The organism is Deltaproteobacteria bacterium (genome assembly GCA_020848905.1).
Taxonomy (GTDB): Bacteria; Myxococcota_A; Polyangia.
In genome coordinates, this window is the sequence record JADLHG010000045.1 from 115,833 (window position 1) to 141,075 (window position 25,243).

At 72.0% G+C, this 25,243-nt stretch carries 17 protein-coding genes; 14 read left to right on the forward strand and 3 right to left on the reverse strand.

What is annotated here, in order from left to right; genetic code table 11:
- The first annotated feature begins 78 nt into the window (after nucleotides 1-78).
- The 4 genes from IT371_20420 (at nucleotide 79) to IT371_20435 (ending at nucleotide 6,425) form a co-directional block, all read left to right on the forward strand.
- Nucleotides 79-1,305 carry a hypothetical protein gene (locus IT371_20420; protein MCC6750042.1) on the forward strand — a complete coding sequence of 409 codons (1,227 nt, stop codon included), beginning with the start codon at nucleotides 79-81 and terminating at the stop codon, nucleotides 1,303-1,305.
- Entirely contained in the window at nucleotides 1,302-2,420 is a 1,119-nt protein-coding gene (locus IT371_20425) for a hypothetical protein (protein ID MCC6750043.1), read from the forward strand. The genes IT371_20420 and IT371_20425 overlap by 4 nt, the downstream gene beginning before the upstream one ends.
- 175 nt (nucleotides 2,421-2,595) lie before the next feature.
- Nucleotides 2,596-3,810: a phosphatidylserine/phosphatidylglycerophosphate/cardiolipin synthase family protein gene (locus tag IT371_20430; GenBank protein MCC6750044.1), complete on the forward strand. Its 1,215-nt coding sequence runs from the start codon at nucleotides 2,596-2,598 to the stop codon at nucleotides 3,808-3,810.
- Nucleotides 3,811-3,992: 182 nt separating this feature from the next.
- On the forward strand, nucleotides 3,993-6,425 hold the full coding sequence (locus tag IT371_20435; GenBank protein ID MCC6750045.1) for a DNRLRE domain-containing protein: 2,433 nt from the start codon (nucleotides 3,993-3,995) through the stop codon (nucleotides 6,423-6,425).
- Between the two features lie 45 nt (nucleotides 6,426-6,470).
- Here the strand turns inward: IT371_20435 and IT371_20440 are convergent, their stop codons facing one another.
- A complete protein-coding gene (locus IT371_20440; protein ID MCC6750046.1) occupies nucleotides 6,471-7,334 on the reverse strand; it encodes a hypothetical protein in 864 nt (287 codons plus the stop codon).
- Nucleotides 7,334-8,725 (reverse strand): protein kinase, encoded by a 1,392-nt coding sequence (locus tag IT371_20445; protein ID MCC6750047.1) that lies wholly within the window; start codon nucleotides 8,723-8,725, stop codon nucleotides 7,334-7,336. Before IT371_20445 ends, IT371_20440 begins: the two co-directional genes overlap by 1 nt.
- A gap of 80 nt (nucleotides 8,726-8,805) precedes the next feature.
- On the opposite strand from IT371_20445, the gene IT371_20450 reads away from it, so the two are divergent.
- From IT371_20450 to IT371_20495, 10 genes are all read left to right on the forward strand, one after another.
- Nucleotides 8,806-10,173, forward strand: a complete 1,368-nt coding sequence (locus IT371_20450; protein ID MCC6750048.1) for a sigma 54-dependent Fis family transcriptional regulator — start codon at nucleotides 8,806-8,808, stop codon at nucleotides 10,171-10,173.
- A complete protein-coding gene (locus IT371_20455) occupies nucleotides 10,170-11,384 on the forward strand; it encodes a hypothetical protein (protein MCC6750049.1) in 1,215 nt (404 codons plus the stop codon). Before IT371_20450 ends, IT371_20455 begins: the two co-directional genes overlap by 4 nt.
- Nucleotides 11,385-11,456: 72 nt before the next feature.
- A complete protein-coding gene (locus IT371_20460; GenBank protein ID MCC6750050.1) occupies nucleotides 11,457-12,740 on the forward strand; it encodes a 2-oxoacid:acceptor oxidoreductase subunit alpha in 1,284 nt (427 codons plus the stop codon).
- Nucleotides 12,737-14,290, forward strand: a complete 1,554-nt coding sequence (locus IT371_20465; protein ID MCC6750051.1) for a 2-oxoacid:acceptor oxidoreductase family protein — start codon at nucleotides 12,737-12,739, stop codon at nucleotides 14,288-14,290. Before IT371_20460 ends, IT371_20465 begins: the two co-directional genes overlap by 4 nt.
- A gap of 394 nt (nucleotides 14,291-14,684) precedes the next feature.
- A complete protein-coding gene (locus IT371_20470) occupies nucleotides 14,685-15,788 on the forward strand; it encodes a 4Fe-4S dicluster domain-containing protein (protein ID MCC6750052.1) in 1,104 nt (367 codons plus the stop codon).
- A complete protein-coding gene (locus IT371_20475; GenBank protein MCC6750053.1) occupies nucleotides 15,785-18,052 on the forward strand; it encodes a 2-oxoacid:acceptor oxidoreductase family protein in 2,268 nt (755 codons plus the stop codon). The genes IT371_20470 and IT371_20475 overlap by 4 nt, the downstream gene beginning before the upstream one ends.
- Entirely contained in the window at nucleotides 18,052-20,907 is a 2,856-nt protein-coding gene (locus tag IT371_20480; protein ID MCC6750054.1) for a hypothetical protein, read from the forward strand. Before IT371_20475 ends, IT371_20480 begins: the two co-directional genes overlap by 1 nt.
- A 176-nt stretch (nucleotides 20,908-21,083) precedes the next feature.
- Nucleotides 21,084-21,461 (forward strand): hypothetical protein, encoded by a 378-nt coding sequence (locus IT371_20485; protein ID MCC6750055.1) that lies wholly within the window; start codon nucleotides 21,084-21,086, stop codon nucleotides 21,459-21,461.
- A gap of 97 nt (nucleotides 21,462-21,558) precedes the next feature.
- Complete coding sequence (locus tag IT371_20490; GenBank protein ID MCC6750056.1) at nucleotides 21,559-22,713, forward strand: hypothetical protein; 1,155 nt, start codon at nucleotides 21,559-21,561, stop codon at nucleotides 22,711-22,713.
- Between the two features lie 174 nt (nucleotides 22,714-22,887).
- On the forward strand, nucleotides 22,888-23,568 hold the full coding sequence (locus IT371_20495) for a hypothetical protein (GenBank protein MCC6750057.1): 681 nt from the start codon (nucleotides 22,888-22,890) through the stop codon (nucleotides 23,566-23,568).
- 1 nt (nucleotide 23,569) lies between these two features.
- Here the strand turns inward: IT371_20495 and IT371_20500 are convergent, their stop codons facing one another.
- Nucleotides 23,570-25,225: a SagB/ThcOx family dehydrogenase gene (locus IT371_20500; GenBank protein ID MCC6750058.1), complete on the reverse strand. Its 1,656-nt coding sequence runs from the start codon at nucleotides 25,223-25,225 to the stop codon at nucleotides 23,570-23,572.
- Between the last annotated feature and the right edge of the window lie 18 nt (nucleotides 25,226-25,243).

The following is a 25,243-nucleotide window of genomic DNA, read 5'->3' on the forward strand; positions in this document are numbered from 1 at the left end:
GGTCACCTTGGCCGCTGGCCGCCGGGGTCACTTGCCGCCCCGCTCTGGAGCGTGGTACCGCCACCGATGATGCCGGTCTTGAAGGCGCAACGGGGACGAGGCGTGGGCGTGCTGGCCTGCAGCCTGGTCCTGGCCTCGCTCCCGGGCTGCCCGGGCACCCCCGCTCCGGGTGCGCTCGATGCGCAGCTGCCCGGTCCGGGCCCGAGCCGAGATGCCGTTCCTCCGGACAGCCTGTACGTCTGCCCGGCCGGGGAACGGATGTGCCGCGATCGGTGCGTCGACTACCGCACGAACCCGGACCATTGCGGGCGCTGTGGCCACGGCTGTCTTGGGGGCAGCTGCGAGCGGGGGCGATGTCAGCCGCAGCGGCTGGCCAGCGGACTCTTTTTCCCCGAGGGGCTGGTGGTGGAGGGCGAGTGGCTCTACGTCGCCCAGGTGGTCGTGCCCGCCACGCCTCCGGGGCAGGAGCCGCGCCCGCGCTCGCAGCAGATCCTGCGGGTGCCGACGCGCGGTGGCTCGACGACGGTCATTCACAGCTGCACGGGTCGCTGCCGTCCACTTCTCGCGACGGACGGGTTCCTCTACCTCGCAGTCGACGGCGGCTTCGTCAAGATCCCGCTCGAAGGGGGCGCGGAGGTCCCCGTGTTCGGGGCCTCGGATGTCACGGCCGTCGCGACCGATGGACGCGTTCTCGTCGGGTTTTCCTATCGCGAAGGCGGCGGCCCACCGTCTCTGTTCTGGCGCGCTCTGAACGGCGGAGCCGCGCGTTCGATCTCCACCGCGCCGTGCCTCATGCGCCCGATGGCGGCGGCGGTCGACGGGGACGCGGTCTTCTGGGTCGGTGCCGCGAACCCGAGCGGAGTCCCCGAGGGGCAGGTCTGCCGGGTGTCCAGGTCCACGGGCGCGGTCCAGCTCCTCGCGAGCGGCTCGGGCGACCTGAACGGCATCGTGCTCGCCGGGGATCGCCTCGTGGTATCGGACTTCTACTGGGGGCGACTTCTCAGCGCGCCGCGAGCCGGAGGAAAACTCGCCGCGGTGGCCCTGGGACGGGTGAAGCCGGGCGCCCTGCGCGTGGACGGCAGTCAGCTCTTCTGGCTCGAGGAGGAGGCGACCTCGATCTACTCCCTTGCTCCGGGAGCGGGTGTGCCGGAGGTCATCGCCACGGGGCAAACGGGGGTGCGCGATCTGCTGGTGACGGGCACCGCGGTGTACTGGTCGATGGGGGGGATCGATCCGACGGACGCGAGCTACCTGGCGCCGCCCGGACCGAATCCGCCCGGTGCCATTGGCCGGTGGGCGCGATGACGGCGCTGGGGCGCGGGGCCGCGGTCGCAGGGGCAGCGCTTCTCGTGGCCACGCTCTCCTGTGGGGGGCGAACGGCGCTCCTTCCGGCCCCTTTCGTCGACGGAGGGACGACGTCGGGCGGCGCGCGCGTGGACGCTGGCGGAGCACCGGGCCGCTGCTACGGCGGCTTCGCGGCGTGCGCTGGGGCCTGCGTGGACACGCTCAACGACCCGGCACACTGCGGCGGCTGCGGCCGCGACTGCGCGGGCGGTGCGTGCAAGCTCGGTACGTGCGAGCCGACGGTGCTGGCCTCGGACCAGCTCGGCATCGCCGATTTCGCCGCCGCGAAGACGGGCCTCTACTGGACCCGCTGGATGCCCCAGGGGAACGTCGTGCACCTGCCCCCGTCGGGCGGTGCCCCGCGCGTCGTGGCCGCGGAGCAGCTCGGCCCCTTCAGTCTGACGGTGGACGACGCGTCGGTGTACTGGACGAACGTGGACCAGGAGGGGAACGGAAAGAACGGCTCGGTCTACAAGGCGGGGCTCACGAGCGGCGCCCCCGTGGCCCTCGCCGAGAGGCTCTATCGCCCCGGAGGCCTGGAGGTGTCGGGCGGCGAGCTCTACTGGCTGGACGAGGGTGCGCTCCACCGGCTGTCCGTCGGGGGAGGAATGCCGTCGCCCGTGTCGAAGCATTCTACCTTCTGGTATCCAGCCGGCTCGGCGATCGACGCCGAGGCGTACTATCTGGGCTCCTCCTCGGGGGGGATCTGGAGGCTGCCGCTCAGGGGGGGGACGCCGCCGGACCCGAACGAGCTGACGAAGGTCAGCGGCCCGTTCGTGCTCGCAGGAGAGCTGGTCTACTTTGCCGACGGGAGCTCCATCCAGCGCGTGTCGAGGAGCGGCGGGCCGGCCACGGCGGTCGTGTCTTCGGATGGAGGCCGGCTTCGTGCCGTGGCCGTGGATGGCGATCGCGTCTACTGGGCCGATCAAGGCGGCGCCATCTTTCGAGCCCCCGTCGGTGGAGGCGCGCGCTCTCTGCTCGCCACGAGCTCCTCGGCCGTGGGTCGCCTGGCGATCCTCGGGCGGCGCGTGGTCTGGACCACGCAGAGCGGCCTGATCATGGCCGTGGCGAAGTAGGTCGCGCGCGCGGCCGAGCGCGTCCCGTCCTCGGGCGCGATCTCCTTGATAGTCGGTCGTGGCTCCGAGAATTGGTAGCCGGAGCCCGCGTATTTGCCCACCATTTCAAGCACCGACGGTCGGTGCGGCTCCTGCATTACGCCCCTTTTCCACTTAGCAGGAGCGACGCTGGCGCATGCAGAACCGCGCTCGGTGTAGGGCTGTGCTTGGCGTGCTGGCCGTGCTCGGGTCGGCCTGGCCGAGCGCTGCCGAGTCCAGGTCGGGGCCCGAAGCGGGGCTTGCCGTTTACGCGCCGCTGCGGCCCCCCACGCCACGTTTCACGAAGAACCGCGTCGACGTGCTCTTCGACAAGCAGGCCTTCACCGAGCTCGAGGCGATCGTGAAGCGCGCCACGCGCTCCATCCGGCTCGACTTCTACATCTTCTGGGGTCGGCGGGCGATGCGCATCGCCGACACGCTGATCGCCAAGCATCGGGCCGGCCTCGACGTGCGCGTGCTCCTCGATGGGGCGCTCGGTACGACGCCGGAGCAGCAGCTCGCCACGCTGCTCGTGGTACGCAAGCTCAAGAAGGCGGGCGTCCGGCTCCTCTACGGCAGTCCCCACTCCGCGGTCTACAAGCGGCGCACGCTCGACCACAACAAGTACGTGGTGATCGACGAGCGGGAGGCCATCGTGGGCAGCACGAACGTCGGCACGCGCTTCGACAACTGGCACGATCTGATGATGAAGGTGGCGGGCCCCGTGGCGAGGAACCTGGCGGACCAGTTCGACCTGGACTACGCCATCGCGCGGCAGCCCGGGCTCGCCGCGACCGTGCAGCCGGTGCACCTCGGCGCGAGACTGACGCGCACGCCCATCCCGCCGGCCGATGGCGACGGGCGGGCCCGGCTCGTGGGCAACGGCCCCGGGCGACGAACGGGAGTCGAAGCGCTCTTTCCTCTGCTGCGCCGCGCGAAGAAGAGCATCCACGTGCAGCTCGACGAGTTCGATGACCTCGACGCCGCCGAGGCGCTGGTGAAGGCGCATCACCGCGGGGTGAAGGTCAAGGTGCTGCTCGACCCGGTGGCCTTCGGGCTCCTGACCGTCCTCGCGCGCGATCGCCTGCTGGCGGCAGGGATCGAGGTGCGCATGCGCAAGCCGCGGAAGGACGCGCGCGTCACGCACCTCAAGGCCGTGACGGTGGATGGGGAGCTGCTCCTGGCCGGTTCCATGAACTGGACCCACGGGGGCTTCAGCACCGTCCGCGAGTCCTGCCTGGAGGTGCGGGGCGGACGGGCGCCTGCGCAGGTCGAGGCGCGCTTCGCCAAGGAGTGGGACCTCTCGATTCCGGCCCGCCGAGCCACCCGGCTCGAGCTCTGGATCTCGCGCCTCATCAGTAAAGCAACGTAGAGCCCACGGGCAGGGGTCCGACGCTGTCAACTCGCGGTTGACGCCCGAGGTCGCGACCCCCGCCGTCCCACAAAAAAACCGAAGGATCTCCTTGGGTGAGGCCCTGGCGCGGCCGCTGCAATGCTCCTCCCGCAACGAACCTCGTTTCACCCCAGGGAGGCACACGGATGCGAAGGCTGAGCATGTCTGTTTCGTGGGTCGTCGTGGCGGGGCTGGTCGCGGCCTGCAGCGAGAGTCCCATCGACACCGACGAGGACCTGGAGGTTGCGGCGGGCGCTCCGGTCGCGAGCTACGCGGCAGGGAGCGTCGTCGTCCTCCCCGAGGCCGACACCTACGTGCGCTCGGGCAGCTACGCCTCGAGGGCCTACGGCGGTGCGGTCTCGGTCCAGGCCGACCGGGACGCGAGCGGCACCACGAAGCAAGGGCTGCTCCGCTTCCGCATCCCTTCGGGCAGCACGGTCGTCTCCGCCAAGCTCCTCGTCTACGTGGTGAACCCATCGGGGAACGCGGCCGACCTGGTGTCGATGAACGCTACGAGCTGGAGCGAAAGCGACGTCACTTGGAACACGCGCCCCGCGATGACGGGGGCCGTGGTGGCCTCGATCGCTCGCGCCTCGGCGTCGAGCTGGGTCGAGGTGGACGTGACCTCGGGGGTCGTGGGGCAGACGGTGGTCTCGCTCGCGGTGCTCCCGCGTTCCACGGACGGGTTCGCCTTCTCGTCCCGCGAGACGGGAGCGCAGGGGCCGCGACTCGTGCTGACGCTGGCCGGAGCGACGCCTGACGCGGGAGTCATCGCTGACGCCGGCGTGGCGCGAGACAGCGGCTCGGGTGGCACGGCCGACGCGGCGACCCCGACCGGGGAGCTCCGCTTCCCGATCCGGGCGGCCTTCTACTATCCCTGGTTCCCCGAGGCCTGGACGCAGAGCGGAATCTATCCCTACACGAAGTACCACCCGACGCTCGGCTACTACAGCGCGCGCGACGCGCAGACGCTGTCCAAGCACATCCGCTCGATGCAGTACGGACACGTTCAAGCCGGTATCTCCTCCTGGTGGGGACCCGGGCACCACACCGACACGAAGGTGCCGGGCCTGCTCTCGGCCGCGCACGGCACGAGCTTCAAGTGGAGCCTCTACTACGAGCTCGAGAGCCAGGGAGATCCGAGCCCGAGCACGATCACCGCGCACCTCACGCACATCCGCGACCGCTACGCGAGCGACCCGAGCTTCCTGCGGATCGGTGGCCGCTTCGTGGTTTTCGTCTACACCGACGGCGCGGACGGGTGCGCCATGGCGCAGCGCTGGAAGCAGGCCAACACCGTGGGCGCGTACGTGGTCCTCAAGGTCTTCTCCGGCTATCGGACCTGCGCGAGTCAGCCGGACGGCTGGCACCAGTACGCGCCGGCCGTGGCCACGGACTCCCAGCTCCCGCACTCGTACGCCATCAGTCCGGGCTTCGACAAGGTGGGGGACCCGACGCGGCTCGGGAGAGACCTGGCGCGCTTCCAGCAGAACGTGCGGGACATGGTGGCTTCCGGGGCCAACTGGCAGCTCGTGACCACCTTCAACGAGTGGGGCGAGGGGACGGCCGTGGAGAGCGCCAGCGAATGGGCCACGGCCTCGGGGGACGGAGCGTACCTGGACGCGCTCCACGCCGTGCCGGGCTCTGGAGGCATCACCTCGACTCCCGACGCCGCGGTCGTGCGGCCGGACGCCGGCGCATCGCAGCCGGACGCTCGCATCGTGACCGCGGACAGCGCTCCGCCCAGCTCGAGCGATCCGATCGTGGCGGCGGCGGGGGACATCGCCTGCGACCCGAGCGACGGGAACTTCAACGGGGGCAGAGGGACGACGAACAACTGCCGGCAGATGGCGACCTCCGATCTCATGCTCGCAATTCCGAACCTGGCCAAGGTGCTGGTCCTCGGGGACATCCAGTACGAGGACGGCACCCTCGCCAAGTACATGGCCTCCTACGACCCGAGCTGGGGTCGACTGAAGGCCAAGAGCGCCCCGGCGGTCGGCAACCACGAGTACCTCACGGCGGGGGCCGCGGGCTACTTCGGCTACTTCGGCGCGGCGGCGGGGGACCCGGCGAAGGGCTACTACAGCTACGACGTGGGGACCTGGCACGTGGTGGTGCTGAACAGCAACTGCTCGAAGGCCGGTGGCTGCGGGGCCGGTTCTCCGCAGGAGCGCTGGCTCAGGGCCGACCTGGCCGCGCACCCCACGAAGTGCACGCTCGCCTACTGGCACCATCCGCGCTTCAGCTCGGGGCAGCACGGGAGCCACACCACCATGACCGAGCTCTGGCAGGCGCTCTACGACTACAACGCCGAGCTCGTGCTCTCGGGGCACGATCACGACTACGAGCGCTTCGCCCCGCAGACGGCGTCGGGGGCCGCGGACCCGGCGCGCGGCTTGCGCCAGTTCGTGGTCGGGACGGGCGGCAAGAACCACTACGGCTTCAACGCCACCATCGCCAACAGCGAGGTGCGCAACGCCGACACCTACGGAGTGCTGCGCCTGACCCTGCGCCCCGGCAGCGTCGACTGGAAGTTCCTCCCCGAGCCGGGCAAGACCTTCACCGACAGCGGCACGATGGTCTGCCACTGACCGGCCCCGCCCCCGCCCCCGCCTCCGCGTAAGAGACGAGACGTTCTAGAAAGCCCACCCCATAACCACACCGCCGAGGGTTGCGCGCAGGCGCGGCTCTCGGCGGTGGCTGCGCCAGTGCAGGAGGGCGGCCACGGTGACCGTCACGGCGGCGCTGACGAACAGCACGTCGGTGCCGAGGGCCAGCGCTCTCGACCGGCTGGCCCGTTCGTTCGCCCCCGCACGGTCGCCCGCCGCGCCGAGCTCCTCCGATTGGCTCGCGGCGCGGAGCGCGAGGCCGCCCGTCACCGCCGCCGCGAGGCCTGCCGCGCCCGTCACGCCGTAGAGCAGCCAGTGGGCCCAGGCGCGACGGCGGGGCGGAGGCGGAGTCGGGGCCGGCGCGGGTGACGACGCGACGTTCGGCGACGCGACGTTCGGCGACGCGACCGAGGGGGAAGGGGAACGCCGGGGAGCCGGGACGGGGCGGTGAGAGGGTCCGGGTCCGGGTGGCGTCACCTGCGTCGAGGCCTCCTTGCGCGAGATGGCCGCGAGGTATCCCGTCGCGAGCGCCCGCACCTTGAGGATGCGTGCGCTCTCCCGCGGGTACGCGTGCGGCGAGACGAGCGCGAGGAAGCGCCGGAAGTGCTCGCGGGCCTGCACGAGATCCGGCGCCAGGCCCTCCAGCTCGTGCTTCTTGTAGTAGGAGAGACCGAGGTTGTAGAGCAGGCGCGGGTCGCGGCGCAGGCCGTACGCGCGCTGAAAGGCGGCGATGGCGTCGGCGTAGCGCCCGAGCTCGAAGGACGCGTAGGCCGCCTCCTTCTGCCGCGCGAGCTGGGCCTCCAGCTCGTCGGCCCGGCCCGAGGTGGCGGCGAGGAGCCCGACGAGGAGCGCGCTCGTGGCCACCGAGCGCGGGGCGAGGAGGGCACGCATCAGAAGCGCACCGGCAGGTCGGGGACCACGTCGCCGCGCGCGGGGTTCGGCCGGCGCTTTCGCTTTGGAGCGCGGGCAGGCCCAGTGGCCCGGCGCGCCTTCGACGGCGACGGGCCCGGCGAAACGGCCGCTGGGGCGCTCGGGCGCAGCGAATCCGCTCGCGCCAGGACCTGCGCGTCCGGCGAGTCGTCTCGCGTCGCGTCCGCCGCGCGGGAGGCGGCGGCCGGCGCGGGGCGGGAGGCGAGAGCGCTGCCGTACGCAGTGGGCGACGCGGGTTGCCGCACCCGCGTGAAGCGCCACACCGCGAGGCTCGCGGCCACGACGAGGGCCGTAGCGGAGACGGCGAGCAAGGCCCACCAGCGGCCTGCGGTGGGTCGCCCCTCGATCGCGGTCAACGTCGCGGGCGTGGGACGCGCGGCGCGGCCGGGCGGCAGAGGCAGCGTTCGGTTCGTCGGGTGACGCGATGGCGCGGGGCGCCTCGCGGCGCCGTTCCTAGCCGAGCGCCCGCCGCGTGCGTCTCGGTGGGCGGCGAGCGCCTCCACGAACTCCGACGCGCGGTCGAAGCGGGCCTCGGGCCGCTTGTCGAGCGCGCGGCCGAGAGGCGCATCGAGCGGCGCGAGCTGCGGGTCCCGGTCACCGAGCCGCGGGACGGCCTGGGTCTGCTGCGCAAGGAGGAGCTCGCCGAGGGTCTCGGCGTCGAAGGGGCGCGCGCCGCAGAGGAGCTCGAAGGCCACCACCCCGAGCGAGTAGACGTCGGAGCGGCCGTCCACCGCGCGACCGCGGCAGTGTTCGGGCGACATGTAGTGCGGGGAGCCGGGGATGTGGCCCGTCTGGGTCTCCACCGTCGTGATCCGGTCCTCGGTCTGCAGGAGCTTCGCCACGCCGAAGTCGAGCAGCTTGGCGCACGACTCCGGGCCCGTCGGGTTTTCGACCAGAAAGACGTTCTCGGGCTTCACGTCCCGGTGCACGATCCCCTGGGCGTGGGCCGCGTCCAGCGCCGCCGCCACCGCGCCGAGGATCGGCAGCGCCTCGTCGAGGGAGAGCGCCCCCACCTCGCGCAGCTTTCGCCGCAAGGTGATGCCCCGCAGGTGCTCCATGACGTAGTAGGTGCGCCCGTCGGGGAGCTGACCGCAGGTCACGATGCCGACGATGTTCGGGTGCCGGAGGCGCGCCACCAGGCGTCCTTCCTGCTCGAAGCGCGCCACGGTGCGCAGATCCGTGACCCGGTCCGCGTTCAGCACCTTGATCGCGACGGAGTGGCCGAGTTCGACGTGGATCGCCTCGTAGACGGTGCCCATGCCGCCGCGGCCGAGGGCCTGGGCTACGCGGTACTCGCCGATCGGGGTGCCCGGCCGGAGATCCGTGGCCTCGCGCCGCGTCAGGTGGGTCAATCCACGCCTCGAAAGAAGGCATTTATCGTAACATCCTCGTCGCGGGCCGGTCAAAACGCGGCCGAGCGCGCGCGCAGAGCATGGGCACGAAGGAAGGACAGCTTTTCACCACCGAGGTGCTGCACGCGGGCACGGGCCTCCTCGAGCTCGACGCGGCGGAGCTGCGCGTCGTGTCGGGTCCCGACCGCGGCCTGCGCGTGGAGCTCGGGCCCGAGCGGCTGCGACTCGGCACGGCGCGCGAGTGCGAGGTGGTGCTGCACGACGCGACGGTCTCCACGCGGCACGCCGAGATCCTCGCCCTGCCGCGCGGATTCCAGCTCCGCGACCTGGGCAGCAAGAACGGGGTGCGCCTCGGTCCGTGGCTCGTGGACCAGCTCCGGCTCGGGGACCGCATGCGCCTGCGCCTCGGGAACACGACGGTCGAGTTTCGCAGCCTCGGGCGAAAGCACGCCATCCCGCTCGCCGGGGCGGGAGAGGTGGCGGGGCTGGTCGCGCACTCGCTGAAGATGCGCGTGGCCGTGGCCGCGCTCGAGCAGTATGCCGAGAGCGACATCACCGTGCTCCTCGAGGGGGAGACCGGGACGGGCAAGGAGGTGGCCGCGCGGGCGCTGCACGCGCTGAGCCCGCGTCGCGCGGGGTCCTTCGTGGTCGTGGACTGCGGCGCGATCCCGGCTCCGCTCGTGGCGGCCGAGCTCTTCGGTCACGAGGCGGGAGCCTTCAGCGGGGCGACCTCGCGCCGTCCCGGGCTCTTCGAGGAGGCCGACGGAGGCACGCTGCTCCTCGACGAGGTCGGGGAGCTTCCGCTCGAGGTGCAGCCGGCGCTCCTCGGGGCGCTCGAGCGGCGCAGCGCGCGGCGGGTCGGCGGCCAGCACGAGATCCCCCACGACGTGCGGGTGCTGGCCGCGACGCACCGCAACCTGGCCGAGGAGGTGCGGCGCGGACGCTTTCGGCAGGATCTCTTCTACCGTCTGGCCGTGGGGCGTCTCCGCCTGCCGCCGCTGCGCGAGCGCGCGGAGGACCTGCCGGTGCTCGCGGCCACCTTCGCGCTCGAGCTCGGGGCGACCTTGACCCCGGAGCTCGTGCGCCTGCTCTCCTCCTACGCCTGGCCCGGCAACGTGCGCGAGCTGCGCAACACCATCGCGCGCGTGGCGGCCTTGCCGGGGCAGCCGCCGGAGCTCGGGCTGGACCGGTCTCCGGCGCGCGGCGCGTCGGTCCCCCAGGAGCCGCTGCTCTCGCTGAGCGAGGCGCGCCGTCGAGCGCGGGACGTCTTCGAGGCGCAGTACCTGCGGCAGCTCCTGGCCCGCACCGACGGAAACTTCACGCGGGCGGCGGAGCTCGCCGGGGTCTCGCGGCAGTTCCTGATGCGGCTCGGCGCCCGGCACACGCTGCTCGCGCGGGACCAGCGGGGACTCGACGACGCGCCCGACGAGGAGGACGAGGAGTCGTGAGCCGGCCCGTCGCGAAAGCGCCTCGCTGGGCCGTCCGCGCGTCGGCCCGACTGCTGCTCGCGGTCGCGCTCGGCCCTCTCGGCGCCTGCTCGCTGCTCGTCCATCCGACGGAGTTCACTCCCTGCGACGGGACGCGCCCCGTGCGTTGCGAGGGGGGAAAGCTTGTACGCTGCGTGGACGGCTTCGAGGAGACGACCTCCTGCGACACGTCCGCGCGCCGCGGAGACCAGCTGGGGATCGCGTCGGGGCGCGTGCTTCTGCGCCTCGACGAGGCGAACCTGAAGAAGCACCTGGACCTGATCCAGAGTCTCGGGGTGCGGTACGTGCAGCTCGACCTGGACTGGTCGGTGGTCGAGGCCGTGCGAGGGAGCCCGAGCTTCGGCGTGATCGACCGCGTCTGCGACGGCCTCGTGGCGCGCGGCCTCGTCCCGGTGCTGACGGTGACCTACACCCCCGAGTGGGCGCGGCCCCCCGGGACCACCTCGCACCACGGGCCGGCGGTCCTCGCCGGACGCGACGCCCTCGACGACTACGCGGCGTTCCTCGCCACGGCGGTGAAGCGCTACCGCGGTCGCGCGCGCCACTTCGAGCTCTGGAACGAACCCAACAGCGGCGAGTTCTGGCTCCCCGCGCCGGAGGTGGCCCGCTACGCCGCGCTCCTCAAGAAGGCCTATGCCGCGGCCAAGCGCGCCAGCCCCGAGGCGGTGATCCTGACCGGGGGGACCGCGCCGGTGGGGGACGTGACCCATCCCCACAACGCCGTGCGGTGGGTGGAGGCACTCTACGCGCAGGGCTGCAAGGGCTCCTTCGACGCGGTCGCGCACCACCCGTCCTCGTTTCCGACGAATCCGCTGCAGGGGGACCCGGGGACGAACGCCTTTCTCTACACCGAGCAGGTCGCCGAGGTGATGCGGCGGAACGGGGAGGCGAGCAAGCGCATCTGGGCCACGGCGGTGGGGGCGCCCACGGGGAGCGACCCGACCTCGATCACCGAGGCGCAGCAGGCCCAGTGGGTCACGGACTACACCACCCGGTGGTTCGGACCCTGGGCCGCGTTCACGGGCCCACTGCTCTGGCAGCGCCACGCCGATACGGGGACCAGCCCCACCGACCGGGACGAGCACTTCGGCCTCGTGCGCGCCGACTTTTCGCCGAAGCCGGCCCTGGCCCGCTTCCGCGAGGTGGCGGCCCAGCCCCTCGCCCCGCGTTGATCTGGATCAACGCGCTGCGGCAGACCCTGGCTAGCATTTCCCTTCGGGCCAGCCACAGCACGAGGGATGACCATGGCGCACGTCACACGGAACGGGGCTCCCGCTACGGAGACGCGTTCGGGGCCGCCGTCGCGACGGGCGCGTCTTCGCCTGTCCGAGATCGATCCCATTCGTAGCGCGGTGCGCCGCGGGGAGCTCACCCAGGTTCGGCGCCTGACCCTCGGGGGGAACGAGGCGATGGCCAAGGCCGCCCTCGACGCCGGGGCGCGCTTCTTCGCCGGCTACCCGATCACGCCCTCCTCCGAGGTGCTGGAGTACGTGGCGCGCCACATCTTCAAGGTGGGGGGGAGCTACCTGCAGATGGAGGACGAGATCGCCTCTATCGCCGCGGCGATCGGGGCCTCGCTCGGCGGGGTGAAGGCCTTCACGGCCACCTCGGGGCCGGGCTTCTCGCTGAAGCAGGAGAACCTGGGCTACGCCTGCATCACCGAGGCGCCGCTCGTGGTGATCAACGTGCAGCGCGGCGGACCTTCCACCGGCGGCCCGACCGACGTGGGGCAGTCGGACGTGATGCAGGCCCGCTGGGGGACGCACGGAGACCACCCGATCGTGGTGCTCGCGCCCTACTCGGTGCAGGAGTGCTACGAGGAGACGGTCCGGGCCTTCAACCTGGCCGAGGCGCTCCGCGTGCCGGTGATCGTGCTCACCGACGCGAAGGTGAGCCAGATGAAGGAGCCTCTCGTCCTGCCGCCGGTGGACGAGCTGCCCGTCGTGGGCCGGGCCCACCCCACGGGCGCCGTCGGGGCGTACGAGCCCTTTGGCCTCTCGCCCGACGGGGTGCCGCCCCTCAGCCCCTTCGGCGCGGGCTACCGCGCGCACTTCACCGGACTCTACCACGGGCGGGACGGGCTGCCGACCAAGGACCCGAAGGTGATCGCCGAGCAGCTCCTCCGGCTGCAGGGCAAGCTCGAGACCCCCGCCGCTCGTGCGCTGATCACCAAGACCGAGGCCTTCCTGATGGAGGACGCCGAGGTCGTGGTGGTGGCCTTCGGCATCACGGCCCGCGCGGCCAAGGACGCGGTGGTGCGGGCGCGGCACGCGGGGGTCAAGGCCGGCCTCGTACGACCGGTGACGCTCTGGCCCGCCGACGACGAGGCGCTCTCGCGCGCCTTCGACCGGGCGCGCCGCGTGGTGGTTCCGGAGCTGAACCTCGGCCAGTACGTGCTCGAGGTGGAGCGGCAGGCCTATCAGTGGGCGCGGCGGGCGCAGCGTGTGCCGCCGGAGATCCGCCCCATGCACCGCGTGGATACCTTGCTCATCAGCCCCGAGGAGATCCTGAAGGAGCTCGTCCCATGACCCAGGCCGCCCCGCAGAACGGCTCCCGCGCCCGCGTTGACCTCGTTCGCCCGAAGATGCGGCGGAGCATCTGGTGCGAGGGGTGCGGGCTCGGCAATCTCGAGGAGGCGCTCACGCGGGCGCTCGTGCACCACGTGGCGCGGCGCCTTGGGGCCGACCCGAAGACCCCCGAGGGTCTCGAGCGCGTGAAGAACGGCGTGGCGATGGTCAGCGGCATCGGCTGCACCTCGCGCATGCCAGGGCATCTGGACCTGAACACGCTGCACACCACGCACGGGCGGTCGCTGGCCTTCGCCTCGGGGCTGAAGATGGCGCGTCCCGACCTGACCGTGCTCCTCGCGGCCGGGGACGGGGACATCTTCGCCATCGGCGGGAACCACTTCATCCACGCCGCGCGGCGGAACCTGGACCTCACGCTGGTGGTCTACGACAACGAGTCGTACGGCATGACCGGCTCGCAGTACTCGCCCACCTCGCCCATGGGCGAGCTCGGCAGCTCGGCGCCCTACGGGGTCTTCGAGCCCCCCTTCGACCTCGTCTCGCTCGCCCTCGGGGCGGGGGCCTCGTTCGTGGCACAAGGGGCGGTCACCACGCTGCAAGAGCATCAGGAGCAGCTCGAGGAGCTCATCGCGCAGGCGCTCGAGCACAAAGGCTTCTCCTTCGTGAACGTGCGCGGCACCTGCCACACCGGCTGGGGGAGCTTCAACAAGCGCAGCGACGCCTTTCGCTACCGGCGCTACATCGAGGAGCGCACGCTGCCCGTCGAGCGCTGGCGCGAGCTCCCCGAGGGCGAGCGGCCGAAGCACATCCCGCTCGGGCTCATCCACTGCTCCGACCGGCCGGACATCCAGAGCTCGCCCGCCTACCAGTCCGTCGTGGCCCGCGCCGGCGGGGCCCCCGTCGTCGAGCCGCTGGAACCGCTCCGGCTGGCCGCGCTCGAGCCGCTCTCGCCGCGGCCGCGCACCGCCATCCGCTTCGCCGGCTCCGGCGGGCAAGGGGTGATCTCGGCGGGTGAGATCGCGCTCTCCTGCGCGCTCCAGGCCGGCCAGCAAGGGGTCTTCACCAAGAACTACGGCCCCGAGGCGCGCGGCGGAGAGGCCTACTCCGACCTCATCGTCTCCGACGGAGAGATCTATTTTCCGCAGGCGCACGAGCTGGACGTGCTCGTGGCCCTGAACCAGCAGTCCTTCGACAAGTTCCGTGCCGCGGTGCGCGCCGATGGACGCATCCTGGTGAACGGCACGGCGGTCACCGAGACCTATCGCGACCCGCGCGTGGTCGTCTCGCCGATCGGCGAGATCCTGGGCCGCGAGGTGCGCCCGCCTCGGCGCGAGCTGGGCATCAACGTGCTCGCGCTCGCCGTGGCTCTCGAGTTTCTGGAGATCGTCCCGCGGGCGGCGCTGCAGGCCGCGGTGATGCAGAGCGTGGGGAAGAAGAACCCGACCCTCAACCGGCGGGCGCTCGAGGCCGGCGCACGCGAGGTCGAGCGGCTGAAGGTCGTGGGTCGCGCGACGCACGCCGGGACGCCGGCCCTGGATGGGGCGCACTGAACCGACGATCGCAGGAGCCAAGACCATGAAGGACAAGCACCTACGCTACGAGACGCGCGCCGAGGTCCCGGCGAGGGCGTCCGGCGTCGAGCCCCGCGTGGGACAGAGCGCCGGGGGCGTCGCCGCGGCGGAGCGTGACGCGATGGCGTCGCGCCTCGAGCAGCTCCTTTCGCTGGCCGCCTCGGCCGGGCTCCGCGTGGACGGCCTGCCGCTCGCCCGTGCATTGCTGAGCGAGCCCGTCTTGCGCCGGCTCGAGACGCTGGTCTTCAACCCGGGCAGCCTGGCCCTGCTGGGCGCGCGCGGCCGGCGCCTCGAGTTCATCACCGAGGGGCTCCTCCCTCCGGCGGTCCTCGAGGACGCGGCGTACAAGCGCGAGCTCCTCTACGCGCAAGAAGTGAACTACGCCCTCTGCAAGGGGTGCCGCCTCTGCATCCAGGTCTGTCCGAAGCACGTCTACACCGACGACGGCTTCGGCAAGCCCGACGGGGAGGTGCGGCACTCCGAGGCCTGCACCGGCCGCGTCCAGTGCGGCCAGTGCGTGGACCTCTGCCCGGAGCGAGCGATCCGGCTCGTGACGGTGAACCCGACGCTCGAGTCCACGATCTATCTGCTGCTGCCGAACCTCTATCTCGAGGGGAAGGCCATCGGGGCGGCGGAGTTTCAGGTAGCCGACCCGACCGCGGCGCGGGGCGTCGTGCAGCTCCCTGGCCCTCTCGATCCGCGTGACCTCGTCGCCTGCCACGCGGCCCTCGATGCGGCGCACTTCTGGCCGCTCCTCGAGCTCTCGGGGTACGCGCGGCACTTCGTGGACGAGCGCGACCCCGAGGCGGCGCTCGCGGCCTGGGCCCGGGAGCAGGGGCGCGAGCCGAGACTCGTGCGGGCGGGCCTAGCCCTCTGCTATCGCGCGCTCCCCGAGCTCGGGCCGCTCAAGCGGGGCAAGTACCGGCTGGACGAGATCCTCCACCGGCTGGTCGACGAGGTCCTGCACGCGGGTCTCGATACCGAGGGCGTGGGCGGACGCGCGTTTCTCACCGCGCTCGTCCTCGAGGCCTACGCCGAGCCGAAGCTGCCGGGAGCCAAGGAACGGCCCATCGGAGGGCTCCTACCTCCCGGGACCTCGGTGGCCTGGAAGACGCCCTACGGCGAGGAGGTCCCGGTCTACGCGCACCTCGAACGGTGTCTGGGTCCCGAGTGCGCGCTCTGCGTCACGCATTGCCCCGAGGGGGGAGGCGGTCCGCGCTCGGCGATTCGCATGGTCTACGAGGTGCCGCAGGGGACGATCCCCTCCCTGGTGCGCGGACTCGGCGCACACCTTCTGCGCCTGGACGGGACGCACGCGACGACCGCCGAGGTGGAGGACCTGAGGGGGCAGCGGCCCTTCACCTTCGAGGTGTCGGCGGACTACTGCAAGTCCTGCGGGCTGTGCATCGTCTGCTGCCCGCACGACGTGATCCTGGGCGCCCCGCGCCAGTTCGATCTGAAACAGGTGGAGTCATGAGCACCCTCGAGCTCTCGGCGGACCCGACCATCCTCGCGCGGCGGCACCAGGGGCTTCTGGCCCTCGGCCGCGCGGTGCAGCAGGCCAGCCGCGGTCGCCTCGCCTTCACCTGGCGGGGGACGCGCCTCGGGGACCTCTCCGAGGAGGCGCTCGCGGGCCTGGACCAGGTAAGGGCGATGGCGCTCATCGAGTCCCTGCTCGAGGAGTCTCTCGAGCCGGGGCGGCTGGTCCTCGAGCGACTCCTCGAGCTCGAGGCCGAGGGCCTCTCCGGGGCGGCGCTCCTTCGCGCCTACGCGGAGCGCGACCTGGCGTCGGTGGCGCGGCAGGTCGTCTCGCGCATCGAGGGACGCCAGCTCAAGGTGCTGCTCCTCGGCAGCGCCGGCACGGGGGTGGTCTCCGCGGTGCAGGACATGGTGGAGGCCTTCACCTCGGCCGGCTACTACGGGCGGGCCTTTCCGCTATTCGATCCGTCGAAGAAGGGGGCTCCGGTACAGGGCTACGCCATCGTGAGCGCCGAGCCGATCTTGAGCCACGCGCCTTTCGAGGCGCCGAACATCGTGCTCCTCTTCGACTACAAGCTCTTGCCGCTGCTCCGCCGGCTCCTCGCGAGCTATCGCGGGCTGCGCGCCGAGGAGCTCTCGCTGGTGGTGAACGCGGCCGCGACGCCGGGGGACTTCCGCCTCGCGGCGGACTTCTACGACCCGGTCGCGCTCCACACGGTGGACGCCGAGGCGCTGGTGCGTGGCCGGCGCATTCCGCCAAACTACGCCATGCTCGGCGCCCTCCTCGGCGTGCTCGGGGAAGGGGCGGCGGACGTCCCGGCCTTCACGCGCGTGGTGCAGAGCTCGCTCACCCAGAAGTTCGGCCCGGGGGCGAAGGTGGACACGAACCTGGAGGTGCTCGAGGCGGCGCGGACGAGCGTCCAGGCCGAGCCCGGGCAACGCGCCCGGACGCTCGGGCTCGGGGCGATCCAGCCGCTCGTGGTCCCACCCGGGCAGACGGCGCTCTTCGAGGACGGCAACCGCGCCATCGCGCGCGCCGTGGCGGCGGTCCTGAACCTGTATCCGTCGGTCGTGGCGGCCTACCCGATCACGCCGCAGACCCAGATCGCCGAGCACCTGGCGCAGATGATCGCCGACGGGACGCTCTCGGCGGAGGGGGTGACCCCGGAGTCCGAGCACGGAGCGGGGGGCGCGGTGATGGGGGCGGCGCGGGATCGGGTGCTGGCCTTCACGGCCACCTGCTCGCAGGGCTTCGCCCTGATGAGCGAGGTGGTGCACAGCATCGCCGGCCTGCGCATGGGCAACGTGGTCATCTCCAACGTGCTCCGGTCGCTGAACTCGCCCCTCGACGTGGAGAACGACCACAGCGATCTGAACAAGGTGGGGCTCGACGCGGGCTTCGTCGTGCTCATGACCCGCGACGTGCAGCAGGGGGCGGACTTCCACCTGCTGGCGTACCTCATCGGCATGTACGCCGAGTACCGCCGGGTGGAGCAGAACGGGCACGGCGGGCAGCTCGAGCTGGTGCCGGATCGCAGCGTGATGTTGCCGGTGATCGTGGCTTCCGAGGGGTTCGAGGTGAGCCACGCCCCCGAGCGCTATTTCGCGCTCTCCGAGGAGCAGGTGCGCCGCTTCTACGAAGATCCGGCCTTCGCCTACGTGCGGACCTTCGTGGACACGCCCAACCGGAGCATCATGGGGGCGCTCCAGCTCAGCAACGCGCGCATGGACACCGACTACCAGCGGCACCTGGCGATGGAGCGCGCGCTCGAGGTCATCCCGCGCGTCTTCGAGAAGTTCGCCGAGCTCTCGGGCCGCCGCTACGGCTTCGTGCACGCCTACAACCTCGAGGCCTCGCAGGTGGTCTTCGTGGTGGCGGGGGCGGCGAACGGCACCTTCGAGGAGGTGGCGCGCGAGTTCGCGCGCGCGGGGATCCAGGTGGCGGTGGTGCACCCGAACGTGCTCCGCCCCTTCCCGCGGGACGCGTGGGCCGAGGTGCTGCGCGGGCGGAAGGTCTTCGTCTACGACCGGGACGACCCCTTCGGTGCGACGGGGGGACGGCTCTACACGGACCTCGCGGGGGTCGTCAACGAGCTCGGGCTGGCCGAGAGCGGGACGCGGCTCTACTCGCGCATCCACGGGCTCGGGGGGCGAACCCCGACGCTCTCTCAGGTTCGCGACGAGCTTCTGCGCGCGCTGCGCGACGAGGCGGGCGAGCTCGAGCTGAGGCGCGGCAAGGAATACGTGGAGGTCAACCTCTGATGGGCACGGCCAAGGGACGTGGAACACCGAAGCGCGGGGAGGACGGGGCAGCCGCGGCGAAGGCGCCGGGGGGCACGGACCCTCGCTATCTGTGGCCGGCGCGAGAGACGCGGGAGGCGCGGCTCGCGGCCGCGACGGAGCTCGTCGCGCGCGCGCGGGAGCTCCCGGCAGGGGTGGAGCTCCTCCTCGGGACGAGGCCGCTGCCGGCGCGCGTCGGGACGCTCGAGCCGGAGCGGGTGCTCGAGCACTTGACCCCGAAGCGGCTGCGCCTCGCGGCGGGGATCGTCGAACTCTGCGCACGGCTCGGCTCCGAGCTACGCGAGGGGAGCTACCTCCTCGAGTCGCTCGTCGAGGAGCTCGAGAAGCTCGAACCCGCGAGGGCGCCGAGCGAGGCGCAGGTGGCCGCGCTGGCGAGCCTGGCTTCGCGCGGGCTGCGGCTCGGCGACCTCCCGGCCGAGGCGGCGAAGGTGCCCTCGCACCTCGTGGCCCTGGCCCGCGAGGCGGGGCTCGGCCTCGAGTACCTGCTCGGCAACCTGGAGAAGGTCCTGCACCTGATGAAGGCCTTCGGGGTGCGAAGCCGCGCCCGCAACCTCTCGAGCCTCTACCATAACTATGCGAGCGGGTTTTTCGCGTGCGACCTGAGCGCGGTCGCGCCCGTTTCGCTCGCGCAGGCCGTCGAGCGGGCCGCGGCGCTTGAGCGGCAGGGGAGCACGCTGCTGGTCTTCGCCCAGGGGCAGTTCAACCGCGGTCTCGGGGCCTGCGGGGTGGAGGAGCTGGCCGAGCTCGTGGCGGAGACGGAGGAGAGCTACGGCGTCGCGGCGGGCGAGGTGCGGCGCTTCTTCGCGGCCTGTCTGGCCGAGGAGGAGGCACGTCTGGCGGCCGCGCCGGCGCTCGAGCTCGCGGCGCTCCTCCGCTGTTTCCGCTTCTCCGAGGAGGAGCGCGAGCTCGTGGGTCAGGCCGCAGGCGGAGCGGGGAGCGAGGACCCGCGGCACTGGATGGAGAGCGAGCTCGGGCGGGCGCTCGTGACGCTGCGTCCGCGCCTCAACTGGCTGGCCTACGCGGCGGGGGTGCGGCAGGCGGGGGAGCCGGCGGCCTGGGCCGCGGACGCCGGGGTCGTGCGCGCCCTCGAGGAGCTGTCCACGCTCGGCCGCGGGCTGAGCGTGACCCTCACCTCGGGGCGCCGGGGGACGCGCGAGGAGAGGCCGCTGGCCGAGCTCTCCGGGGAGGCGCTGCTCTTCGAGCTCTACTGTCTCGCGGTGCTCGAGAAGCGGCGGCTGGACGAGGTGGTCCAGACGGCGGTGCGCACCCTGCGCCTCGTCGTGGAGCTGGAGAATCGCGATCCGGTGGCCCGGCTCGACGAGCTCGTCGCTGCGCGACTTGGCGGCGAGTCCTTCGCCACGCTGCTCGGCACGCAGGGGATCGTGCTGCGCAACGCGCCGCTGCTGGCCGCGCTCGAGGCGCTGCGGTCGCTCGCGGACAAAGTGGAGCTTGCGGTCCCGCTCGACCGGGGAGGAGCGGTGCCGGTGGCCGACGTCGCGGTGGACGACTTCCGCCGCGCCGTGATCCGCCTCGGTCGCGCGCTCCAGACGCCGCACTCGCCCGAGCGCGTGCTCGCGGTGATCGTGGACAAGATCGTGCCCGAGGTGCGGCGGCTTCCGCGTCAGGTCATCGCGCCCGGGGCGCACGACCTCGGGCGGCTCGTCTCGCTCGCGCTCTCGGGCGTGCCGGCGCGCTACGCGCTCAGGCGCCCCTGGAAGACGGTGAACCTGGACCAGCTCGTGACCTGCGGCACCGGCCTCGAGCCGGGGATCCGCAACTGCCTCGGCTGCCCGGTGAACAACCTCTACGGCACGGTCTTGAAGACGGCGCAGAGCCTGGGCTACGACGAGATCATCACCTACGAGGCCACGGGCTGCTTCGAGGTCTACTCGGGGATCTGGCCCTACACGGGGAAGGTCTTTCCGTCGCTGCACGGGGTCTTCGGCGGGGCGGCCTCGGAGCTCCTCGGCGGCCTCGCGGCCAAGCGCGCGCGGGCCAAGTTCGCCGCGAAGCACGGCGCGCAGCCGGCGGCGTCGAACGGATCGCTCCCGCGCACGCTGCACCTCGGCTGGGGGGGGGACGGGGCGACCTTCGACATCGGCTTCGGCAACCTCTCGGGGCTCTTCTCGCGGCTGCAGCGCCTCGGGCGGGACGAGCTCGCGGAGTCCCTGCACCAGCGGGCGCTCTACGTCTGCTACGACAACGAGGGCTACCAGAACACGGGGAACCAGTACTCGGCGGCCACCGCGCCGGGCGGGAACACCACGACGAATCCGCGCGGCAAGGCGCGGACTCTCGGGAACGACCTGCGCAAGAAGCCCATCGTGGAGATCATCGCGGACCACGGCGTGCCGCTCTCGGCGCGCCTCAACATCCACCGGCAGCAGCACATCAGCCGGGTGGTGGCGCGGGCGCTCGAGGACGGGGACCGCGGCAGCTTCATCCACTTCCTGCAGCCCTGCACGACCGGCTGGAAGTTCACGGCCGACAGCCTGACCTACGATCTGTCGCATCTCGCGGAGGCCGGCGGGCTCTTCTCGCCCGTGACCATCGAGCACGGCGTGCCGTACCTCGAGCTCTACCCCACGCCGAGAGATCCGGCGGAGGTCTTCATGACGCTCCAGGCCCGCTTCAAGCACCTCGTGGACCTGGGGGTCACGGCCAAGGCCGACCTCGAGCGCGTGATGGACTACTACCGCGGCGAGTGGCAGCGAAACCTGGAGCTCTGCGGCTTCGAGGCCGAGATCCCGCGCGCCGAGCGGCTGGCCTACCTCGACGAGGATCACCGCCTGCCCCGCGTCTCGCAGGGGGTCTGAGGCGCGCTAGGCGGCCGGCATCCCGCCCGGCTCGCTGCTCGTGCGAGATCTCCGGGAACCCTGAGCCCGCGGTGGTGTCCGAGCCTGCATCCAGGACGTCCGCAGGCAGCGCGGGAGGCGCAGTACGCCTCGTGCGAAGGGGCGTCGTCCGTCCAACCTTCAGCGGGAGGAAAACCATGCACGAGGTGTTTCGAGTCGGTGGGTTCGGCATGTGGCCGACGCTCTTCTTTGGCCTTCTGCTCCTCGGAGTCGCGGGGTGGTACGCGGCGCGGCCCGAGCGGCGGTTCATGCCTCTCCTCGTGAGCGCCGGGCTCATGACCCTTCTGAGCGGGCTCCTCGGCTTCTCGATGGGGCTCGTGAATTCGCTCCTGCACCTCGGCAAGGTGAACCCGGACGACCGCTACATCTGGCTCATCGGCCTCGGCGAGTCGCTCTACAACGTGGTCTTCGCGCTCGTCTTCCTCATGCTCGCGGCCATCGCCGCGTCGGTGGGCGCGTGGCGGCTCGCGCGGAGCCCGGCTGGCCGCTCCACCTTCGGCCATGGGGTCGCCTGACCCCCGCTAACGGTGAGCTAACCCACCGAAGGCACTGCCGCCCATCGTGGCACGCAGGTTGCTTTAGCCGGGTTGTCCTACATTCTGGAGGCGTCCCATGTCGAGACGGCATCAGCCGTTCGTGTGCATTGCTCTCGTGGTCGCGCTTGGTACGACCGGCGCCCACGCGGCCAAGTCCCGAGGCGTCGCCAACACGTCCCAGATCCTGGAGCGCTACAAGCGCGCCGAGCAGAGGTACGTCACGGCAGCGGAGCAGGCGGGCGCTCGCCGCTGGAAGGTCTACGAGATGATCCGGACGCTCGAGTCCTCGCTCTCGGGGAGCTTCCTGCCGAAGAGCTGGCAGAAGGCGGGAGAGCAGGTGAACGCCGAGCTGGAGAAGCTCCTGTCGGCGATCGGTGCGCAGCCGGGGAGCGTGAAGCTCGACACCGCGACCCGCCGCGAGCCCGTACCGCTCCTCGGCGCTCGGCTGGGCTGGAAGTGGGACGTGCGGCCTTCGGGCAAGGCGGTGAAGAGCTGGATCGCCGAGCTCACCAAGCTCGAGGAGCAGGTGGGAAGCACCGCCGGCGCCCTGGCGGCCTTCACCTCCGCGACGAAGGCGATTCCGGCGCAGCTCGACGCGCGCTTCACGGCGCGCATGGCGGAGGTCGAGAAGGCGGCCTCAGGGCGGCTGACGAAGAAGGCGGCGGGGGTGCTGTACCGGCGCGCGGTGGACCTCGAGAGACGGATCGCGCAGCTGGCCTCGGAGCATGACGCCGTGAAGGGCGGGGAGATGTCGGCGAGCGGCTCCATGCACAGGAACGGTCTGTTCGGCGTCGGAGAGGTGAATGCGCACTACTCGGCGTCCGGCAGCAGCGCCTTCGCGACCAAGGGGCCGGTGCCGCGCAAGTACTACATCCGGTACACCCCGACGGCGGGGGCCGAGGGGGACATCCGGAGCGCGGTGGAGGCGCGGGCGGCCGTTCAGGCCGTGTACGAGCTGTCGGCCATCCTGTGGGCGCTGCAGAAGGGAGCTCCGGAGCACCCCGAGTACGTCGCGCCGTTCATGGACTGGATGAATCACTCCGAGGTGAGGGTCTCCCGGGTCAAGGATCCGTCGAACCTGGACAGCCGCTGGTGGAAGAACGACTGGGAGCACCTGGAGGCCTTCAGCGTGCACTCTCCCGAGGGAGCGATCGGCGCTCTCACGTCGTTCGGTCTCGCCTCTCCCGCGATGAAGCAGGCCATCAAGAAGGTTGCGCTCGGCTTCCGGTAGCCTCGGAGGCCCGGGCATCTCCCCGCGGGCGCGCGGCCACGACGTGGCCGCCGGCGTGAAGCCTCATAGGGACACCTGACCTCAGCTCGTCGTCGGTCGACGGCGGAAGCCTGCAATCTCGCGCCGCACGGCCTGGGCCGTCCCTGGTGCGTGAGTTGCAGAAGCCCCCGGGTGATGGCCAGCGTTCCGCGGGCGGCTGCCCGTAGACCCTATTTCGCGCGCGGTCTCGCCCTGGTCTTGCTGGCCGCGGCCTGGCTCGCCGCGGGTCCGGCGGCGCAAGCCCGGGGCAAGGCCCCGCCGCGCCCCTGGAGCCACATCGAGTACGGCGCGGCGAACTACGCCGGCTCGCCGGGGGCTGACCCCGCGCAGCAACACGTGCGGCTCTTCGCCACCATCGAGCAGCTGGTGGCGCGAAACGGTCCCCGCGGGAAGCTCTACCTGAACGACCTTCCCGCGCACCTGGACGGCGTGCTCGCGGCGGTGCAGCGCTTCGTAACCGAACGGAACTGGACCGAGCTCGAGGTGATCCCCTGGGAGGCGGACTTCACGAAGGGGCCCCTACCGCGCACCGATACGGCGCACCTCTCGCATCCGGAGCCGGCGCTGATCTCCGCCGCCTGCATCCGGCGCTTCGCCGCGCGAGCCAGGGTGGTCGTGGTGACGACGCACGGCGTGAAGCAGATGACGCGTGCGCTCGAGGAGCTCGGGACCGGCCTCGGCCACCAGGACCATGGCCCGGCGCAACCCTACGTGGATCACCAGGGGACCGCGTGGCGCTTCGAGGCGCGGGTGCACGTCTTCTCGCGACGGCCGCAGGCGGTGCGCAAGAACCCCCTCGCGCCGCGTCGGAGGTAGCTCACCCCGGCGGGGCGGGATACGGCGGGAGCGTGGTGAGGCGTCGGTCCTCGAGCGCGCGACCCACGGCCAGGTGGTAGAGCACCTGGTGGTCCTCGCCCTCGAGCCCGAGCAGTCGGTGCACCACGTCGTCGAAGAAGCAGCCGATCCCGGTAGCGCGAAGGCCGCGCGCCTCGGCCTCGAGGTAGCAGACCTGCCCGAGCGCGCCGGCCTCCCAGTAGAGAGCCCGGTAGAACCAGGCCCCGTGCCCCTCGAGGCTCGGGCGAAACCGCGCCAGGTAGCTCATCGCGAAGACCCCGTCGGAGGCGATCTCCTGCGTGCAGCTCGCGAAGCGCGCGAACTCGGTCACCACGCCGGGGGCGAGCCGATAGAAAGGAAGATGGGCGGGTGCCTCGTCGGGGCGGCTCCATTCGAAGTCCGGGCGCAGCGCCTGCCGTAGCCGCGCCGCACCGTCGGGGGTGCGCGCGAGCAGGTAGAGGCCCGGCGCGAGCTCGTCCACGCGATGCACGAAGAAGACCAGGTCGTGCGCGGGCGGGTACGGCCACGCCTCGTGCGGAGGCCGGTCGGCGCGTGGGAGCAGCCGGTCGAGGAGCGCGAAGAAGCTCGCGGCCGACAGGGTGGCCTCGCCGTCGTAGGCCTGCGCGCTGCGGCGCGAGCGGATCAGGTGGGCCGCGCTGACGGGGGCCCCGGTGTCGGGGAGCGCGCTGGGAGGCGGCGCGACGAGACCCGCGTGGCCCGTGGACGCTAGCGCTGCCGCAGTCGCCGAGGCCGCCTCCCCCTTGTGCGTCGCGCGGCTCACCTCGTCGATGACGTCCCAGGGCTCGTGGTCCGGGCTCAAGGTCTCCGCGCGGCCTCGCCACAGCGCGTGCTCCACCGCCTCGCGCGTCCGTGCGTCGGGCCAGGGGGCCGCGCACCACGCGCTTTCGGGGGGCTCGGGAGAGATCGCGAGGAGCAGCTCCGGGACTTCGCGCTCGGGCGCCACCGGGAAGTCCTTCGCGCGATCCACGCCCAGCAGGCGCGCCAGGCCGTCGTCGTCCACGTGCGGGGCGAGCCGCGTGTGCCATCCCACGCACCCGGCGGCGTAGGCCACGGCGGCCAGCGCGTGCCCGGCGTCGAGCTGGCAGTAGCGATAGGCTCGCTCGCCGTACTTCCAGGCCTCGCGCCAGTGAATCGAGGTGAGCGCGACGAAGAAGCTCGCCTCGGGAAGCCCCGCCGCGAGCTCCCGCCAGAGCTCCTCGGAGAGCACCGCGCGCTCCTCCAGCGCGTGCTCGCGGCTCAGGTAATGGAAGATCGCGGGCGTCGAGGAGAGACCGTCGACGCTGGGCAGCAGCAGGTAGCCCTCGGTCGGGTGGAGGTTTCCGCTCGACGGATTGGCTCGGAGGGCCCAGCGCGAGCCGCCGTGGGCCTTCCAGGCGGTGAGTCCGAGCGACAGGCCGAGGAGCGTCGAGAGCGTGGACGCGTCGAGCGGCCGCGCGACGTGTGGGCCGCCGAGCGCGTCGAGGCTGAGCTCCGGGTCCGGTTCACCGAGGGGCAGCGCCGAGCGGGGGGCGCCGGCGAAGCGCCGCCAGGGGTCCGGTTGCGTGGCCCAGTCGAGGTAGCCGAGCGAGGCGGCGTAGCGGCCGGGGGCGTGCTTGCTTCGTTCGTGGTACGCGAGCACGGTGGAGAGCGGGGAGTT

Coding starts and splice junctions, on each gene's coding strand:
- IT371_20425 (MCC6750043.1), top strand. CDS start 1,302: ATGACGGCGCTGGGGCGCGGGGCCGCGGTCGCAGGGGCAGCGCTTCTC.
- IT371_20430 (MCC6750044.1), top strand. CDS start 2,596: ATGCAGAACCGCGCTCGGTGTAGGGCTGTGCTTGGCGTGCTGGCCGTG.
- IT371_20435 (MCC6750045.1), top strand. CDS start 3,993: ATGTCTGTTTCGTGGGTCGTCGTGGCGGGGCTGGTCGCGGCCTGCAGC.
- IT371_20440 (MCC6750046.1), bottom strand. CDS start 7,334: ATGCGTGCCCTCCTCGCCCCGCGCTCGGTGGCCACGAGCGCGCTCCTC.
- IT371_20450 (MCC6750048.1), top strand. CDS start 8,806: ATGGGCACGAAGGAAGGACAGCTTTTCACCACCGAGGTGCTGCACGCG.
- IT371_20460 (MCC6750050.1), top strand. CDS start 11,457: ATGGCGCACGTCACACGGAACGGGGCTCCCGCTACGGAGACGCGTTCG.
- IT371_20465 (MCC6750051.1), top strand. CDS start 12,737: ATGACCCAGGCCGCCCCGCAGAACGGCTCCCGCGCCCGCGTTGACCTC.
- IT371_20475 (MCC6750053.1), top strand. CDS start 15,785: ATGAGCACCCTCGAGCTCTCGGCGGACCCGACCATCCTCGCGCGGCGG.
- IT371_20480 (MCC6750054.1), top strand. CDS start 18,052: ATGGGCACGGCCAAGGGACGTGGAACACCGAAGCGCGGGGAGGACGGG.
- IT371_20485 (MCC6750055.1), top strand. CDS start 21,084: ATGCACGAGGTGTTTCGAGTCGGTGGGTTCGGCATGTGGCCGACGCTC.
- IT371_20490 (MCC6750056.1), top strand. CDS start 21,559: ATGTCGAGACGGCATCAGCCGTTCGTGTGCATTGCTCTCGTGGTCGCG.
- IT371_20495 (MCC6750057.1), top strand. CDS start 22,888: ATGGCCAGCGTTCCGCGGGCGGCTGCCCGTAGACCCTATTTCGCGCGC.